This is a genomic window from Kingella denitrificans ATCC 33394 (genome assembly GCF_000190695.1).
In the GTDB taxonomy this organism is placed as follows: domain Bacteria; phylum Pseudomonadota; class Gammaproteobacteria; order Burkholderiales; family Neisseriaceae; genus Kingella_A; species Kingella_A denitrificans.
The window spans coordinates 1,457,393-1,471,837 of the sequence record NZ_GL870929.1 but is presented as its reverse complement, the minus strand read 5'-3'; the positions used below and the strand labels follow the sequence as shown (position 1 = coordinate 1,471,837).

The following is a 14,445-nucleotide window of genomic DNA, read 5'->3' as shown; positions in this document are numbered from 1 at the left end:
AGCCCAAAATATTGAAGGAATATCATGAGCACCATTTTGCAATCCCTCCCCGTCAATCAAAAAGTCGGCATCGCCTTTTCCGGCGGGCTCGACACCTCCGCCGCACTGTTGTGGATGAAACTCAAAGGCGCGCTGCCTTATGCCTACACCGCCAATTTGGGCCAGCCCGACGAAGACGACTACAATGCCATTCCCAAAAAAGCGATGGAATACGGCGCAGAAAACGCCCGCTTAATCGACTGCCGCGCCCAGTTGGCGCACGAAGGCATCGCCGCCATCCAATGCGGCGCGTTCCACATTTCCACCGGCGGCGTGCCCTATTTCAACACCACCCCGCTCGGCCGCGCCGTGACCGGCACCATGCTCGTTTCCGCCATGAAAGAAGACGACGTGAACATCTGGGGCGACGGCAGCACCTACAAAGGCAACGACATCGAGCGTTTCTACCGCTACGGCCTCTTGACCAATCCCGCGCTGAAAATCTACAAACCTTGGCTCGACCAGCAATTTATCGACGAACTCGGCGGCCGCCACGAAATGAGCCAATTCCTCATCGCCAACGGCTTCCAATACAAAATGTCGGTAGAAAAAGCCTATTCCACCGATTCCAATATGCTCGGCGCGACGCATGAAGCCAAAGATTTGGAGTTTCTGAACAGCGGCATCAAAATCGTCAAACCCATCATGGGTGTGGCGTTTTGGGATGAAAACGTGGAGGTGAAACCCGAAACCGTGTCCGTGCGCTTTGAAGAAGGCGTGCCGGTGGCATTGAACGGCAAAGAATATGCCGATCCCGTCGAACTCTTCCTCGAAGCCAACCGCATCGGCGGCCGCCACGGCTTGGGCATGAGCGACCAAATCGAAAACCGCATCATCGAAGCCAAATCACGCGGCATCTACGAAGCCCCGGGCATGGCGCTGCTGCATATCGCCTACGAACGCTTGGTCACCGGTATCCACAACGAAGACACCATCGAACAATACCGCATCAACGGCCTGCGCCTCGGCCGCCTGTTGTATCAAGGCCGCTGGTTCGACAGCCAAGCGCTGATGCTGCGCGAAACGGCACAACGGTGGGTGGCCAAAGCCATCACCGGCGAAGTCACCCTCGAATTGCGTCGCGGCAACGATTATTCGATTCTGAACACTGAATCGCCCAACCTGACCTACCATCCGGAACGCCTGAGCATGGAAAAAGTGGAAAACGCCGCGTTCACGCCGCTTGACCGCATCGGCCAGCTCACCATGCGCAATCTGGACATTACCGACACCCGCACCAAACTGGGCATTTACGCGCAAACCGGACTGGTGCAGCTGGGCGAAGGCGCGGTGATTCCGAAGCTGGAGAATAAATAAAGAAGCATAATCGCAAAGTGCAGGCTGCTTTTTGGCAACAGAAAAAGCAGCCTGCACTTTTGTTTGGGCATGATGGCGGCGTATAATCAGGGTAAGATAGATATTTATCTTACTTGCTTGCCGCCAAAGCCGAAAGGAAGGCCGACAATGGCCGAATCGCCCCTGCTGCTTATCGATATTGCCGCGACACTGATTGAATGCCTGCTGCGCCTGATGTTCTGGATAGGGCGCAAATGCGGCTGGATAAAACCGTCCGCGCCCAAGCCCACGCGCATGCTGGGCGGTATGTTGCTGCTGTTGATACTGGGTTTGGCGCTTTGGCGATGACGGCTCAGGCAGCCTGCACCCTTCCACCCACCGAATCCCACAACACAATGCCCAAATTCCTCCCCTTCCTGCTTGTTGCCGCGCTCGGCAATATCTGTTACCACCTCGGCCAGAAATCGCTGCACGGCGAAACCGCCCATCCCATGCTGGTGCTGAGCATTTATTACGGCATCGCCATGCTGCTGTGCCTGCTCGCCTTCGCGTTCTGGGGCAAAACCGAACTGGCCGCCGCCGTGCCGCTGCTGGGCAACTGGCGCATATGGCTGGTGGCCGTGGGCATCATCCTTATCGAACTGGGCTTCCTACTGGCCTACCAAGTGGGCGGTTCACCGCAATGGGGCGGCGTGGCGGTGAACGGCATGGCCGCACTGCTGCTGATACCGTTGAGCCTGCTGCTGTTCGGCGAACATTTTTCGTGGCAGAAAGCCGCCGGCGTGCTGCTCACCCTGCTCGGGCTTTGGTTTATGGTGAAAAAATAAGCGGTACCAATAAATGAAGTGCAGGCTGCTTTTGGACGATGAAAAAGCAGCCTGCACTTTTTTTAAACACATAAAATCATGACACAATCAACCGCCGAACCGCAGCGTGATGATTTTCTGGTCGGCATTCTTCCTGCCCCACGCCGTTTTATACAGCAGGCGCAGCAGCCACGGATAGCGGTGCAAACAACGCTCCATCAGGCTGCCGACCCGTTCTACGCGCAGCCCCGGCAGCCAACTTTCCAGCGCTTTCGGGTCGGGCAGCGCCCATTTGAATTCCGGCGGTTTTCCCATTTTGCCCAGCGCATCGTGCTGTTTCGCGTGTTTCAACAACAACGGCGGAATCACGTCAAACACCAGTTCCGCACCCGGCAGCACACGGTTCACCATCGCAAAAAATTCCTTCACCCGCGCCTCTTCAAAATACATCAGCACCCCTTCCGACACCAGCAACACCGGCTTGCCATGCGCCGCCGCCGTCCGCGCCCAATCCTCGTCAAACAGCGAGCCCGCCAGATAATGATTGCCCGATTCGGGCAGCAGCATGCGCCGCAACTCCAGTACGTCCGGCAAATCCAAATCGTACCAGGCCGTCAGCTTCGGCCGCCCCAAACGCTCATAGCGCGCGTCCAGCCCCGCGCCAAGCTGCACCACCACACCGTCCGGATGCGCTTCGGCAAACCGCCGCACTTCATCGTCAATCAGCGCAGCCCTGCCGCAGCAGCCCGCCTGCGAGGCCTTCACGCCCGCAAATTTGCCGAAATCATAGTCAATCATCTCCTTCATGCGCGCCGCTTCCGCATCGGTCAGCAGCGCGTCCGGCCGGCCGTATTCCACCGCCTTCGCCCACAACGGAATCAACATGGTTTCGGACAATACGCTGATTTGGCTGGGCGAAATTTTATTGTTTTCCATTGCGATGACTCCTGTTTTTGTTGATAACGATTATTATTCTACGCCCGCGCCACAGGAACGGCAAACGCGTACCTGCCTGCCTTTGACGGAAAACAAAAGCACCGCCGCCGCATTTTTCGGGCTTTCGCAGACGAATGTGCAGGCTGCTTTTTACGGCGTTCATGGCGTTGCGCCGCCATACCCACGCTTTAAAAGCAGCCTGCTCCTTGGTTTGCCGCATGCAAATAAAGCAGCCTGCACGGTAAATTCCAAGTGCAGGCTGCTTTTTCATCGTCCGAAACCATGTACGCGGCGGTTCAGGCAAACCGCACCACTTGCGCCTCGTCCACCCATGCGCGGCAGGTGTCGCCCACAGGATACGCATGCCAGCACACCAGCTCGCCCCATTTCGGATGTTGCAACACAATGCGCCAAAGTGCAGGCTGCTTTTGGCACGCGTGCACTGGCACGGGAATGCCGCGTTCGTCGCCAATCAACACGGCTTCGGGCGGCACATAATATTCGGGCGACACGTTCACGCAGCCGAGCAGCCGAGCAGCCGGTTCTGACACGGGGCGGCGGAACAGTTGTTCGGGCGTGTCGTGTTGGACGATGCGGCCGTGTTGCAGAACCGCCATCCGGTCGGCCGTCAATGCGGCTTCGGCCGGGTCGTGCGTGACCAGCAGCGCCGGAATCCCGTATTGGCGCACCAACTCGCGCACCAAAGTTTGCAACTGCCCGCGCAACCCCGTGTCCAAGCTGGAAAAAGGCTCGTCCAGCAACAGCACTTTCGGCGCACCCACCAAGGCGCGCGCCAATGCCACGCGCTGCTTTTCGCCGCCCGACAAGGCATCAATCCGCCGGTCGGCCGTGTCCTGCAAGCCCACCTGCGCCAAAAACCGTTCGGCTTTTTCTTGGGCAACGTGCTTGCCCTCGCCGCGCATCCGCAGCCCGAACGCCACGTTCTGCCACACGTTCAAATGCGGCAGCAGGGCGAAATCCTGAAACATCATCGCCACTTCGCGCTTTTGCGGCGGCAGCGGATTCAGCAGCGTGCCGCCCAGCACGATTTCGCCGCCGTCGGGCGGCAGCAGCCCCGCCACCATGTTCAGCAGCGTGGATTTACCGCTGCCCGACGCGCCCAAAACCGCCGTCAGGCAGCCTGCCTCCACACGCAAATCAACGCCGTCCGCCACTATTTTGTCTGCAAACCGCTTATCCAGCCGCCGAATCTCCAACATTTTGCCGCTCCCATTGCCCAAAACGCGCATTATATAGCGGATTAAAATAAAAATGAGACACGACAGGCTGACACTGCACCATTGCAGCCCCCCAACGGCGACAAACCGCTTTAATGCCAGCCAAAATACAGATACAATATCAACATTTTTATTCCAACGAGTCCGCGCCATGTTTAGTTTTATCAATAAATTATTCCGTAAACCCAAAGACGCGTCACCAACACCAACCAATACCGAAACTGCACAACAGCCTGCCCAACCCGACACGACCGAACAACAAAAGCAGCCTGCACCTGCCGCTGAAGCAAACACAGGCAGCAGCGCGGCGCACAGCGGCGAAACCGCAGAACCCGGCGTGCAAGAAGCCGCGGGCGAACCTGCGTCCGAACAACCTGCCGAACCCGTGCAGGCTGCTTTGTCTGAAAACGCGGATGAAGAAAAGCAGCCTGCACCTGCCATTGAACCCGAAATGGACAACGCCGTTGCGGAAAATGTAAACCAAAACGAAACCAAAGAAACCGCCGCTGAAGAAACAGCGCAACCCGAAACCGAAGAATCCGCACAAGCCACCGAACAGGCTGCCCAACCCGACAGCGCGGATGAAGAAAAGCAGCCTGCACCTATCGTTGAAACCGAAGTGGACAACGCCGTTACGGAAAATGTAGCCCAAAACGAAACCACAGAAACCGCCGCAGCGGAAACAGCGCAAACTGAAACCGAAGAACCCGTGCAGGCTGCTTTGCCCAAAACCGAAGCACCCAAAGCCGTTACGGAAATGCCGCCGCAAGTGCAGCCCGAAGAAGAAGAGCCGCTGAACTGGACGGCGCGGCTGGTGCGCGGATTGGACAAATCGCGCAACCACATGGCCAAATCGCTGGCGGGCGTGTTCGGCGGCGGCAAAATCGACGAAGATTTGTATGAAGAGCTGGAAACCGTGCTGCTGACCAGCGACATGGGCATCGAAGCGACCGAACATTTGATGAAGGAAGTGCGAGAACGCGTGTCGCTGCGTGGCCTGAAAGACGGCAAAGAGCTGCGTCAGGCGCTGAAAGAAGCGATTTACGATTTGCTCAAACCGCTGGAAAAACCGCTGGTTCTGCCCGAAAACGGCCAGCCTTTCGTCATCATGATGGCCGGCATTAACGGCGCGGGTAAAACCACGTCCATCGGCAAGCTGGCCAAATATTTCCAAAAACAAGGCAAAAGCGTGATGCTGGCGGCGGGCGATACCTTCCGTGCCGCCGCGCGCGAACAGTTGCAGGAATGGGGCGAGCGCAACGGCGTGGTGGTGATTTCGCAGGAAAAAGGCGATTCTGCCGCCGTGTGCTTCGATGCCGTGGAAGCGGCGAAAGCGCGCAAAATTGATGTGGTGCTGGCGGACACGGCCGGCCGCCTGCCCACGCAGCTGCATTTGATGGAAGAAATCAAAAAAGTGAAGCGCGTGCTGCAAAAATCCATGCCCGATGCGCCGCATGAGATCATCGTGGTGCTGGATGCGAACATCGGCCAAAACGCCGTGAACCAAGTGGTGGCGTTTGACGATGCCTTGGGCGTTACCGGCCTTATCGTCACCAAGCTGGACGGCACGGCCAAAGGCGGCGTGTTGGCGGCATTGGCCAGCAGCCGCGCCATTCCGGTGCGCTTTATCGGCGTGGGCGAGCGTATTGATGATTTGCGGCCGTTCAATGCGCGCGCGTTTGTCGATGCCCTGCTGGACGAAGGCTCGCTGGCATAAGCCGAATCTTCCGCTATTGATTGTGAAATTATGTGCAGGCTGCTTTTTCCGTTGCCAAAAGCAGCCTGCACTTGTCTGACATTATGAAAACACGTTTAAATTCAATTTTCCACTGGTTCGAAACCCGTATCGAACCCTATCCTTCCGAATCCCCGAAAACGCCCGCCAAAGGCACGTTCCGCTTTATTTGGAGCAGCTTGGAAGGCGTGCGCCCGTGGATATTCGCGCTGGCCGTGTTCACCGCCGGCATCGGCATTATGGAAGCCCTGCTGTTCCAATTTATGGGCAAGCTGGTGGACTGGCTGGGCAAATACACGCCGCAAACGCTGTTTGCCGAAAAAGGCTGGGCGATATTCGGCATGGCGGCGATGATGGTGTTTGCCGTGTTCTGGCATTTCGCCGCATCCAACATCCGCCTGCAAACGCTGCAAGGCGTGTTCCCCATGCGCCTGCGTTGGAATTTCCACCGCCTGATGCTGAACCAGTCGCTCGGCTTCTATCAGGACGAATTTGCCGGCCGCGTGTCCGCCAAAGTCATGCAGACGGCGCTGGCCGTGCGCGACGTGGTGATGACCGTTGCCGACATGGTGGTGTATGTGCTGGTGTATTTTTTGACCTCCGGCCTGATTCTGGCGGCATTGGACGGCTGGTTGCTCGTGCCGTTCGCGCTGTGGATTGTGTCGTTTGCCGTCATGATGAAAACGCTGATGCCCAAACTGGGCAAAACCGCGCAGGCACAGGCGGACGCACGCAGCCTGATGACGGGCCGCATCACCGATGCGTATTCCAACATCGCCACCGTGAAGCTCTTTTCGCATGGCGCGCGCGAAGCCAAATACGCCAAGCAGTCGATGGAAGAATTTATGGTGACCGTGTACGCGCAAATGCGGCTGGCCACGCTGCTGCACACTTGCAGTTTCATCATCAATTCGTCGCTCACGCTCTCCACGGCCGCGCTGGGCATTTGGCTGTGGCACGGCGGGCATGTCGGTGCGGGCGCGGTGGCCACGGCAACGGCCATGGCGTTGCGGCTGAACGGCTTGTCGCAGTTCATTATGTGGGAATCGGCGCGGCTGTTTGAAAACGTGGGCACCGTGTCGGACGGCATGGTCACGCTGTCCAAACCGCACACCATTTTGGACAAACCCAATGCCCTGCCGCTGAAAGTGGAACGCGGCGACATCCGTTTCGAGCACATCGACTTTTCCTACGAAGCGGGCAAACCGCTACTCAACGGCTTCAACCTGCACATTAAGGCAGGCGAAAAAGTCGGCTTAATCGGCCGCAGCGGCGCGGGCAAATCCACCATCGTCAATCTGCTGCTGCGCTTTTACGAACCGCAAAGCGGCACGATTTCCATCGACGGCCAAAACATCAACGACATTACCCAAGAATCGCTGCGCGCCCAAATCGGCCTGGTCACACAGGACACCAGCCTGCTGCACCGCTCCGTGCGCGATAATATTATCTACGGCCGCCCCGAAGCCACCGAAGAAGAAATGGTGCAGGCTGCTTTGCGCGCCGAAGCCGCCGACTTCATCCCCAACCTGTCGGACGCGAAAGGCCGCACAGGTTATGACGCGCACGTCGGCGAACGCGGCGTGAAACTTTCCGGCGGCCAGCGCCAGCGTATCGCCATCGCCCGCGTGATGCTGAAAGACGCACCCATCCTGCTGCTGGACGAAGCCACCAGCGCGCTGGATTCCGAAGTGGAAGCCGCCATTCAGGAAAGCCTGGACAAAATGATGGACGGCAAAACCGTGATTGCGATTGCCCACCGCCTGTCCACCATTGCCGCCATGGACCGCCTCATCGTGCTGGACAAAGGCCGCATCGTGGAAGAAGGCACGCACGCGCAGCTTTTGGAAAACAACGGCCTGTATGCCAAACTCTGGACGCACCAAAGCGGCGGCTTTTTACCGGAGCAGATTGAACATTAAGCCAGGCAGCCTGCACCCTTGCGGCCATCGAATCGCCAAAGTGCAGGCTGCTTTTTATTATTGTTAATTTATCGATATACAGAAAGCAGACACCATGAAATTACTCGTTATCGGCAACGGCGGCCGCGAGCACGCGCTGGCGTGGAAATTGGCACAGTCGCCCAAAGTGGAAACCGTTTTTGTGGCACCGGGCAACGCGGGCACGGCGGCCGAACCCAAATTGCGCAATATCGCGCTCACGGCACACGACGATTTAATCCGATTCTGCCGCGACGAACAGGTCGCCTTCACGCTGGTCGGCCCCGAAGCGCCGCTGGCGGCAGGCATTGTGGACGATTTCCGCGCCGCCGGCCTGCCGATTTTCGGCTGCACCAAAGCGGCGGCGCAACTGGAAAGCTCCAAAGATTTCGCCAAAGCGTTCATGCAAAAGCACGGCATTCCCACCGCGCAATACCGAACCTTCGAACAGGTGGATGCGGCGCACGATTACGTCCGCCAAAAAGGCGCGCCGATTGTAATTAAGGCCGACGGCTTGGCGGCGGGTAAAGGCGTGGTGGTCGCCATGACCTTGGACGAGGCGCACGCGGCGATTGACGATATGCTGCTGGGCAACAAAATGGGCAGCGCCGGCAGCCGCGTGGTGATTGAAGATTATTTGACCGGCGAAGAAGCCAGCTTCATCGTGATGGTGGACGGCGAACACGTTTTGCCGATGGCCACCAGCCAAGACCACAAACGCCTGCTGGACGGCGACCAAGGCCCGAACACCGGCGGCATGGGCGCATACAGCCCCGCCCCCGTGGTAACGCCCGCCGTTTATGAACGCGCGATGAACGAAATCATCCTGCCCACCGTGCGCGGCATGAAGGCCGACGGCATCGAATTCACGGGCTTTCTGTATGCTGGCCTGATGATTGACGCAAGCGGCGCGCCGTTCACCATCGAATTCAACTGCCGCTTCGGCGACCCGGAAACACAGCCGATTATGAGCCGTCTGGACAGCGATTTGGTCGATTTGGTGCAGGCTGCTTTGGCACGGAAACTTGACACCGTGCAGGCAAAATGGAAAAACGAAACAGCGGTGGGCGTGGTGCTGGCGGCGCACAACTATCCCGAAACGCCGCGCAAGGGCGACGTAATCGGCGGCATTGAAGCGGCTGACCAAATCGGCAAAGTGTTCCACGCAGGCACCGCCGCCAACGAACAAGGCGAAGTGCTGACCAACGGCGGCCGCGTGCTGTGCGTGGTGGGTTTGGGCGCGGACGTTGCCAAAGCCAAAGCCAAAGCCTATGAAGCGGCGGGCAAAATCCACTTTGACGGCATGCAGCTGCGCCGCGATATTGCGGACAAGGCGATTCGCCGCCAAGCAGATTAACCGTGCAAATTTAAGGTGCAGGCTGCTTTTCCATCACCCAAAAGCAGCCTGCACCCCATCTTTCGGACAACACCATGAACATGAACAAAGTCTGGTTTTACATTGCCGCGCTGGCGGTGGTGATTGCGGGCGTGTGGCTGACCATGCCGAGCGCGGAGCAGCAGCAGAAAATGCGCGAAGCAATCGCCAAAAAGAAAGCGGCGCGCGCAACTTCGCAAACCGCTTCGCAGCCTGCCGCACCGAAGCCGCAGCCATAAAAAGCAGCCTGCACTTTCCCTTCGCGGCGTGCAGGCTGCCCGTTTCATGATTCGCATCATTTTTCATCGACACACATCAGGAGCAATAAAATGTCTTCTTACCACCACAACAAATCCGGCCGCAAAGTCGTCATCATCGGCACCGGCGCAGTCGGCATCAGCTATGCCTTCGCCGTGCTGAACCAAGCCCTGTGCGACGAGCTGGTCCTGATTGACCTGAACGAAAAACGCGTGTCCGCCGAAGCGCGCGACTTGCGGCACGGCGTGCTGTATGCCCAATCGCCCATCCAAGTGAAGCAGGGCGGCTATGCCGATTGCGAAGATGCCGATATCGTCTGCATTTGCGCCGGCGTGCCGCAAAAAGTGGGCGAAACGCGGCTGGACTTAATCGACAACAATTTGAAGGTGTACCACAACATCGTCGGCGAAGTGATGAAGCACGGCTTCAACGGCATTTTTCTGGTCGCCACCAATCCAGTGGACGTGCTGGCTTATGCCACTTGGAAATTTTCCGGCCTGCCTGCCGAACACGTTATCGGCTCCGGCACGATTTTGGACACGGCGCGGCTGTGCAACTGCCTGGGCAAAGCGTTCAACGTCGCCCCCGCCAGCGTGGACGCGCACATGATTGGCGAACACGGCGACAGCGTGATTGCCGCATGGAGCACGGCCTACATTGCCGGCGTGCCGCTGAAAGAAGCCTTGGAAAAAGCGGGCGACGGCGCGGCGCGGATGGCGGAAATCCATGCCAACGTGCGCGACGCGGCATATTCCATCATTGAAGGCAAAGGTGCAACGTATTACGGCATCGCTATGGGTTTGGCGCGGATTACCCAAGCCGTGTTGCGCAACCAAAACATCGTGCTTACCATCTCCGCGCTGCTGGACGGGCAATACGGCCAAAGCGATGTCTATATCGGCGTGCCGGCCGTGCTGAACCGCAACGGCATTGCCCGCGTGATTGAAAAGCCGCTGGATGCACAAGAACGCACCCAGTTTGAAAAATCGGCACAGATATTGCGCAGCTATCAGGAAAAAGTGAACGCATACCTGTAACACGCCGCGCCAAGCAAAAAGCAGCCTGCACCCCAAAACGGAAGTGCAGGCTGCTTTTCATGGGAAACGCGATTATTTCAAGCGGCAGCGTGTTTCCACCACATTGCCGTACGGATCGGCAAATTGGAATACGGCTTCGCCGTTTTTCTCGTGCCATTCGGTGCGTTTGCCGTACAGGCCGTTATCGCTGGCAAACAATGCGCCGGAAGCGGCACGGACGCGTGGCAGGTGCGCGCTTTGGCTGTCGGTGTTCAGGCTGATGCGCAAGCCGTTCACGTCGGTTTGGCTCAAAGAACCGCCGACGCCGTTTTCGCATTCGAAACGCGCATTGCGTTCATTGCGCTCGTCCATGCGGTTTTGCGCGTGTTCGTGTCTGTGCTCATGACGTTCCTGATGGCGCGGTTCGCGCGGCTCGTTGTCCATACCGGCACAAGCCGTCAAAACCAAACCGGACACTGCAACAGCAATAATCGTGTGTAATTTCATGGTTTATTCTCCATATATCATTTGTCGGTAACGGACGGAATCATTCCGCCGTTGTTTCATTATGCACAGTTTCCCCTGCGCGGTAAAGCCAGGCAGCCTGCACTTTTACGCAAAGCCCACACAGATTTGCAGGTTATAACACAATCCCGCCATTGCATTTACGGAACGCCGCGGCAGTTTATTTCAGCGCATTGCCTTTTCACTGCGGTTAAACGCTTGTAAAATGGCAAACATTTATTCCCAACCATTTTTAACGGGCAAAGCCTTTGCAGGCAGCCTGCACAACAGAGCAAACCATGAGCGATAAAACCGATTATTCCAAAACCGTCAACCTGCACGAATCCCCGTTCCCCATGCGCGGCAACCTCGCCAAACGCGAACCCGGCTGGGTCAAACAATGGCAAGACCAAAAACGCTACCAAAAACTGCGCGAAAAAGCCGCCGGCCGTCCGAAATTCATCCTGCACGACGGCCCGCCGTATGCCAACGGCGACATCCACATCGGCCACGCCGTCAATAAAATCCTGAAAGACATCATCATCCGCAGCAAAACGCTGGCCGGTTTCGATGCGCCGTATGTGCCCGGCTGGGACTGCCACGGCCTGCCCATCGAAGTCATGATTGAAAAACTGCACGGCAGGGATATGCCCGCCAACAAATTCCGCGAATTGTGCCGCGAATATGCCGCCGAACAAATCGCCCGCCAAAAAACCGACTTCGTGCGGCTGGGCGTGATGGGCGATTGGGACAAGCCTTATCGGACAATGGATTTCAAAACCGAGGCGGACACCGTGCGCACACTCGGCGAAATCTATAAAGCGGGTTATCTGTACCGCGGCTCGAAACCCGTTCAGTTCTGCTTGGATTGCGGCTCTTCGCTGGCCGAAGCCGAAGTGGAATACAAAGACAAAGTATCGCCCGCCATCGACGTGCAATATCTGTTCAAAGACAATGCCGCTTTGGCCAAAGCCTTCGGCCTGCCCGAAATTTCCGGCGAAGCTTTTGCCGTCATCTGGACCACCACCCCTTGGACGCTGCCGGCTAGCCAAGCCATTTCCGCCGGTGCAGATGTGGTGTACCAACTGATTGACACGCCCAAAGGCAAACTGGTGCTGGCCAAAGATTTGGCGGAAAGCGCATTGGCGCGTTACGGATGTGCAGGCTGCCCTGTGCTTGCCGAAACCACCGGCGCGTCATTGGAAAACCTGAAACTAGAACACCCGTTTTTGGAACGCGAAATCGTCATGCTCAACGGCAGCCACGTAACTACAGACGCGGGTACAGGCTTGGTGCACACCGCACCCGCACACGGCCTGGAAGACTATATCGTGTGCAACCAATACGGCATCGAACTGTACAACCCCGTGAACGCGCAGGGCTGCTACATCAGTGAAGTGCCGCGCTTGGCCGGCATGCACGTGTTCAAACAAGGCAATGATGCCGTTATCCAATGGCTGGAAGAAAACGGCCGCCTGCTCGCCCACACCAAAATCGAACACAGCTATGCACACTGCTGGCGGCACAAAACCCCGCTGATTTACCGCGCCACATCGCAATGGTTTATCGGCATGGACAAAGCCGGCACTTCCGGCAAAACATTGCGCGACAATGCATTGAAAGCAGTGGACGACACCGAATTTTTCCCCGCATGGGGTCGCGCGCGCCTGCAATCGATGATTGAAGGCCGCCCCGACTGGGTGGTGTCGCGCCAACGCTTCTGGGGCACGCCAATGACTTTGTTTGCCCATAAAGAAACAGGCAGCCTGCACCCGAATTCGGCAGAGCTTTTGGAAGAAGTAGCCAAGCGTATCGAGCAAAAAGGCATCAATGCTTGGTTTGAATTGGACAAAGCCGAATTGCTTTCGCCTGAAGACTGCGAGCAATACGACAAACTGCCCGACACCATGGACGTGTGGTTCGATTCGGGCAGCACCCACTTTTCCGTGCTGAAACAACGCCCCGAACTGGCTTGGCCTGCCGATTTGTATTTGGAAGGCAGCGACCAGCACCGCGGTTGGTTCCAATCGTCCATGCTCACCGGCTGCGCCACTTTGGGCCGCGCGCCGTACAAACAACTGCTCACGCACGGCTTCGTGGTGGACGGCAACGGCCGCAAAATGTCCAAATCTTTGGGCAACGTGATTGCGCCACAAGCCGTGTACAACGAATTCGGCGCGGACATCCTGCGCCTGTGGACGGCAAATACCGACTATTCGGGCGAATTGTCCATCTCGAACGAAATCCTGAAACGCGTAACCGAGATGTACCGCCGCATCCGCAACACATTGAGTTTCCTGTTTGCCAATTTGAAAGATTTTGACCGCATTGAAGATGCCGTGCCGCTGGCAGACATGGTGGAAATCGACCGTTATGCACTGGTTTTGGCGCGCCGCTTGCAGGAAAAACTGGCCGGCGAATATTATCCGCGTTATGCCTTCCATTTCGCCGTGCAGGATTTGGTGCAGTTCTGCTCCGAAGATTTGGGCTCGTTCTATTTGGATATTCTGAAAGACCGCCTGTACACCACTCAGGCCGACAGCCATGCGCGCCGTTCGGCACAAACCGCGCTGTACCACATCACACGTTCTTTGGTGCTGTTAATGTCGCCCGTGTTGTGCTTCACCGCCGAAGAAGCTTGGGAACTGATTGGCGGCGGCGAAGAAGACAGCGTGCTGTATCACACTTGGCACGAGTTCCCGTCCATGCCGGCCGCCAGCGAAGAAGCTTTGGTGGCGAAATGGGCCGCCATCCGCGAAGCCCGTGCCGTGGTCAATGCGGCTATCGAACCTTTGCGCACAGACAAATCCATTGGTTCTTCACTGCAAGCCGAAGTCGATTTGACCGCGCCTTCCGCCATTTTTGACGCACTGCAAACATTGGGCGATGAATTGCGCTTTGTGTTTCTGGTGTCCAAAATCCGCATTGCCCAAGGCGAAGCATTGGCAGCAAATGTTGTCCCCAGCCAAGCGGAAAAATGCGAACGCTGCTGGCATTACACAGACAGCGTGGGCAGCCATACGGCACATCCCACACTGTGCAGCCGCTGCGTGGAAAATATTGATGGAAAAGGGGAAACCCGTACCCATGCTTGATTCGGGTGCCATATATGGCGGTTTTGAATGTGCAGGCTGCTTTTTTGTCGGAAAACTGCAGAAATGCGCTTGATTTAACTTAAAATTCCGCCTATAATCGCCCACTTTGCCCAAGCAGCCTGCACCCGTGCCAGTTGTTTGGTTTTGTGTTTGGCACATTTTGTACCAAACTTGTTCTTTAATCGATCTTTATGAAGGAATTTAGCT

Annotated in this window: 12 protein-coding genes; 9 read left to right on the top strand and 3 right to left on the bottom strand. The window is 57.1% G+C overall.

What is annotated here, in order from left to right; genetic code table 11:
- The first annotated feature begins 24 nt into the window (after nucleotides 1-24).
- The 3 genes from argG (at nucleotide 25) to HMPREF9098_RS07400 (ending at nucleotide 2,162) form a co-directional block, all read left to right on the top strand.
- Nucleotides 25-1,356 carry an argininosuccinate synthase gene (gene argG, locus HMPREF9098_RS07410; protein ID WP_003783461.1) on the top strand — a complete coding sequence of 444 codons (1,332 nt, stop codon included), beginning with the start codon at nucleotides 25-27 and terminating at the stop codon, nucleotides 1,354-1,356.
- 147 nt (nucleotides 1,357-1,503) lie between these two features.
- Nucleotides 1,504-1,683 carry a hypothetical protein gene (locus HMPREF9098_RS07405; RefSeq protein WP_040564358.1) on the top strand — a complete coding sequence of 60 codons (180 nt, stop codon included), beginning with the start codon at nucleotides 1,504-1,506 and terminating at the stop codon, nucleotides 1,681-1,683.
- A 47-nt stretch (nucleotides 1,684-1,730) separates the two neighbouring features.
- Nucleotides 1,731-2,162: a hypothetical protein gene (locus HMPREF9098_RS07400; RefSeq protein WP_040564357.1), complete on the top strand. Its 432-nt coding sequence runs from the start codon at nucleotides 1,731-1,733 to the stop codon at nucleotides 2,160-2,162.
- An 87-nt stretch (nucleotides 2,163-2,249) separates the two neighbouring features.
- Here HMPREF9098_RS07400 and HMPREF9098_RS07395 read toward each other — a convergent pair whose 3' ends face one another.
- Both HMPREF9098_RS07395 and HMPREF9098_RS07390 read right to left on the bottom strand, forming a co-directional pair.
- Complete coding sequence (locus HMPREF9098_RS07395; RefSeq protein ID WP_003783458.1) at nucleotides 2,250-3,077, bottom strand: class I SAM-dependent methyltransferase; 828 nt, start codon at nucleotides 3,075-3,077, stop codon at nucleotides 2,250-2,252.
- Between the two features lie 296 nt (nucleotides 3,078-3,373).
- The gene (locus tag HMPREF9098_RS07390; protein WP_050781270.1) at nucleotides 3,374-4,297 is read right to left on the bottom strand and encodes an ABC transporter ATP-binding protein; all 924 of its coding nucleotides are present in this window, start codon (nucleotides 4,295-4,297) and stop codon (nucleotides 3,374-3,376) included.
- Nucleotides 4,298-4,466: 169 nt separating this feature from the next.
- On the opposite strand from HMPREF9098_RS07390, the gene ftsY reads away from it, so the two are divergent.
- From ftsY to HMPREF9098_RS07365, 5 genes are all read left to right on the top strand, one after another.
- Nucleotides 4,467-6,032 (top strand): signal recognition particle-docking protein FtsY, encoded by a 1,566-nt coding sequence (gene ftsY, locus HMPREF9098_RS07385; protein WP_003783453.1) that lies wholly within the window; start codon nucleotides 4,467-4,469, stop codon nucleotides 6,030-6,032.
- An 83-nt stretch (nucleotides 6,033-6,115) separates the two neighbouring features.
- Complete coding sequence (locus HMPREF9098_RS07380; protein ID WP_040564844.1) at nucleotides 6,116-7,972, top strand: ABC transporter ATP-binding protein; 1,857 nt, start codon at nucleotides 6,116-6,118, stop codon at nucleotides 7,970-7,972.
- 94 nt (nucleotides 7,973-8,066) lie between these two features.
- The gene (gene purD / locus HMPREF9098_RS07375; RefSeq protein WP_003783447.1) at nucleotides 8,067-9,347 is read left to right on the top strand and encodes a phosphoribosylamine--glycine ligase; all 1,281 of its coding nucleotides are present in this window, start codon (nucleotides 8,067-8,069) and stop codon (nucleotides 9,345-9,347) included.
- Between the two features lie 74 nt (nucleotides 9,348-9,421).
- Complete coding sequence (locus HMPREF9098_RS07370; RefSeq protein ID WP_003783444.1) at nucleotides 9,422-9,604, top strand: hypothetical protein; 183 nt, start codon at nucleotides 9,422-9,424, stop codon at nucleotides 9,602-9,604.
- Nucleotides 9,605-9,694: 90 nt separating this feature from the next.
- The gene (locus tag HMPREF9098_RS07365; protein ID WP_003783442.1) at nucleotides 9,695-10,660 is read left to right on the top strand and encodes an L-lactate dehydrogenase; all 966 of its coding nucleotides are present in this window, start codon (nucleotides 9,695-9,697) and stop codon (nucleotides 10,658-10,660) included.
- Nucleotides 10,661-10,732: 72 nt separating this feature from the next.
- On the opposite strand, the gene HMPREF9098_RS07360 is transcribed toward HMPREF9098_RS07365, so the two are convergent.
- Nucleotides 10,733-11,146, bottom strand: a complete 414-nt coding sequence (locus tag HMPREF9098_RS07360; RefSeq protein WP_003783440.1) for an MliC family protein — start codon at nucleotides 11,144-11,146, stop codon at nucleotides 10,733-10,735.
- Nucleotides 11,147-11,442: 296 nt separating this feature from the next.
- Between HMPREF9098_RS07360 and ileS the strand changes: the two genes are divergently transcribed.
- Nucleotides 11,443-14,238 carry an isoleucine--tRNA ligase gene (gene ileS / locus HMPREF9098_RS07355; RefSeq protein ID WP_040564355.1) on the top strand — a complete coding sequence of 932 codons (2,796 nt, stop codon included), beginning with the start codon at nucleotides 11,443-11,445 and terminating at the stop codon, nucleotides 14,236-14,238.
- Nucleotides 14,239-14,445: the final 207 nt, after the last annotated feature.

Excerpts from the sequence above, each read along its gene's own strand:
- HMPREF9098_RS07400 (WP_040564357.1), top strand. The coding sequence starts at position 1,731 with ATGCCCAAATTCCTCCCCTTCCTGCTTGTTGCCGCGCTCGGCAATATC.
- ileS (WP_040564355.1), top strand. The coding sequence starts at position 11,443 with ATGAGCGATAAAACCGATTATTCCAAAACCGTCAACCTGCACGAATCC.
- HMPREF9098_RS07395 (WP_003783458.1), bottom strand. The coding sequence starts at position 3,077 with ATGGAAAACAATAAAATTTCGCCCAGCCAAATCAGCGTATTGTCCGAA.
- HMPREF9098_RS07360 (WP_003783440.1), bottom strand. The coding sequence starts at position 11,146 with ATGAAATTACACACGATTATTGCTGTTGCAGTGTCCGGTTTGGTTTTG.
- HMPREF9098_RS07405 (WP_040564358.1), top strand. The coding sequence starts at position 1,504 with ATGGCCGAATCGCCCCTGCTGCTTATCGATATTGCCGCGACACTGATT.
- HMPREF9098_RS07380 (WP_040564844.1), top strand. The coding sequence starts at position 6,116 with ATGAAAACACGTTTAAATTCAATTTTCCACTGGTTCGAAACCCGTATC.
- HMPREF9098_RS07370 (WP_003783444.1), top strand. The coding sequence starts at position 9,422 with ATGAACATGAACAAAGTCTGGTTTTACATTGCCGCGCTGGCGGTGGTG.
- ftsY (WP_003783453.1), top strand. The coding sequence starts at position 4,467 with ATGTTTAGTTTTATCAATAAATTATTCCGTAAACCCAAAGACGCGTCA.
- HMPREF9098_RS07390 (WP_050781270.1), bottom strand. The coding sequence starts at position 4,297 with ATGTTGGAGATTCGGCGGCTGGATAAGCGGTTTGCAGACAAAATAGTG.
- HMPREF9098_RS07365 (WP_003783442.1), top strand. The coding sequence starts at position 9,695 with ATGTCTTCTTACCACCACAACAAATCCGGCCGCAAAGTCGTCATCATC.
- purD (WP_003783447.1), top strand. The coding sequence starts at position 8,067 with ATGAAATTACTCGTTATCGGCAACGGCGGCCGCGAGCACGCGCTGGCG.
- argG (WP_003783461.1), top strand. The coding sequence starts at position 25 with ATGAGCACCATTTTGCAATCCCTCCCCGTCAATCAAAAAGTCGGCATC.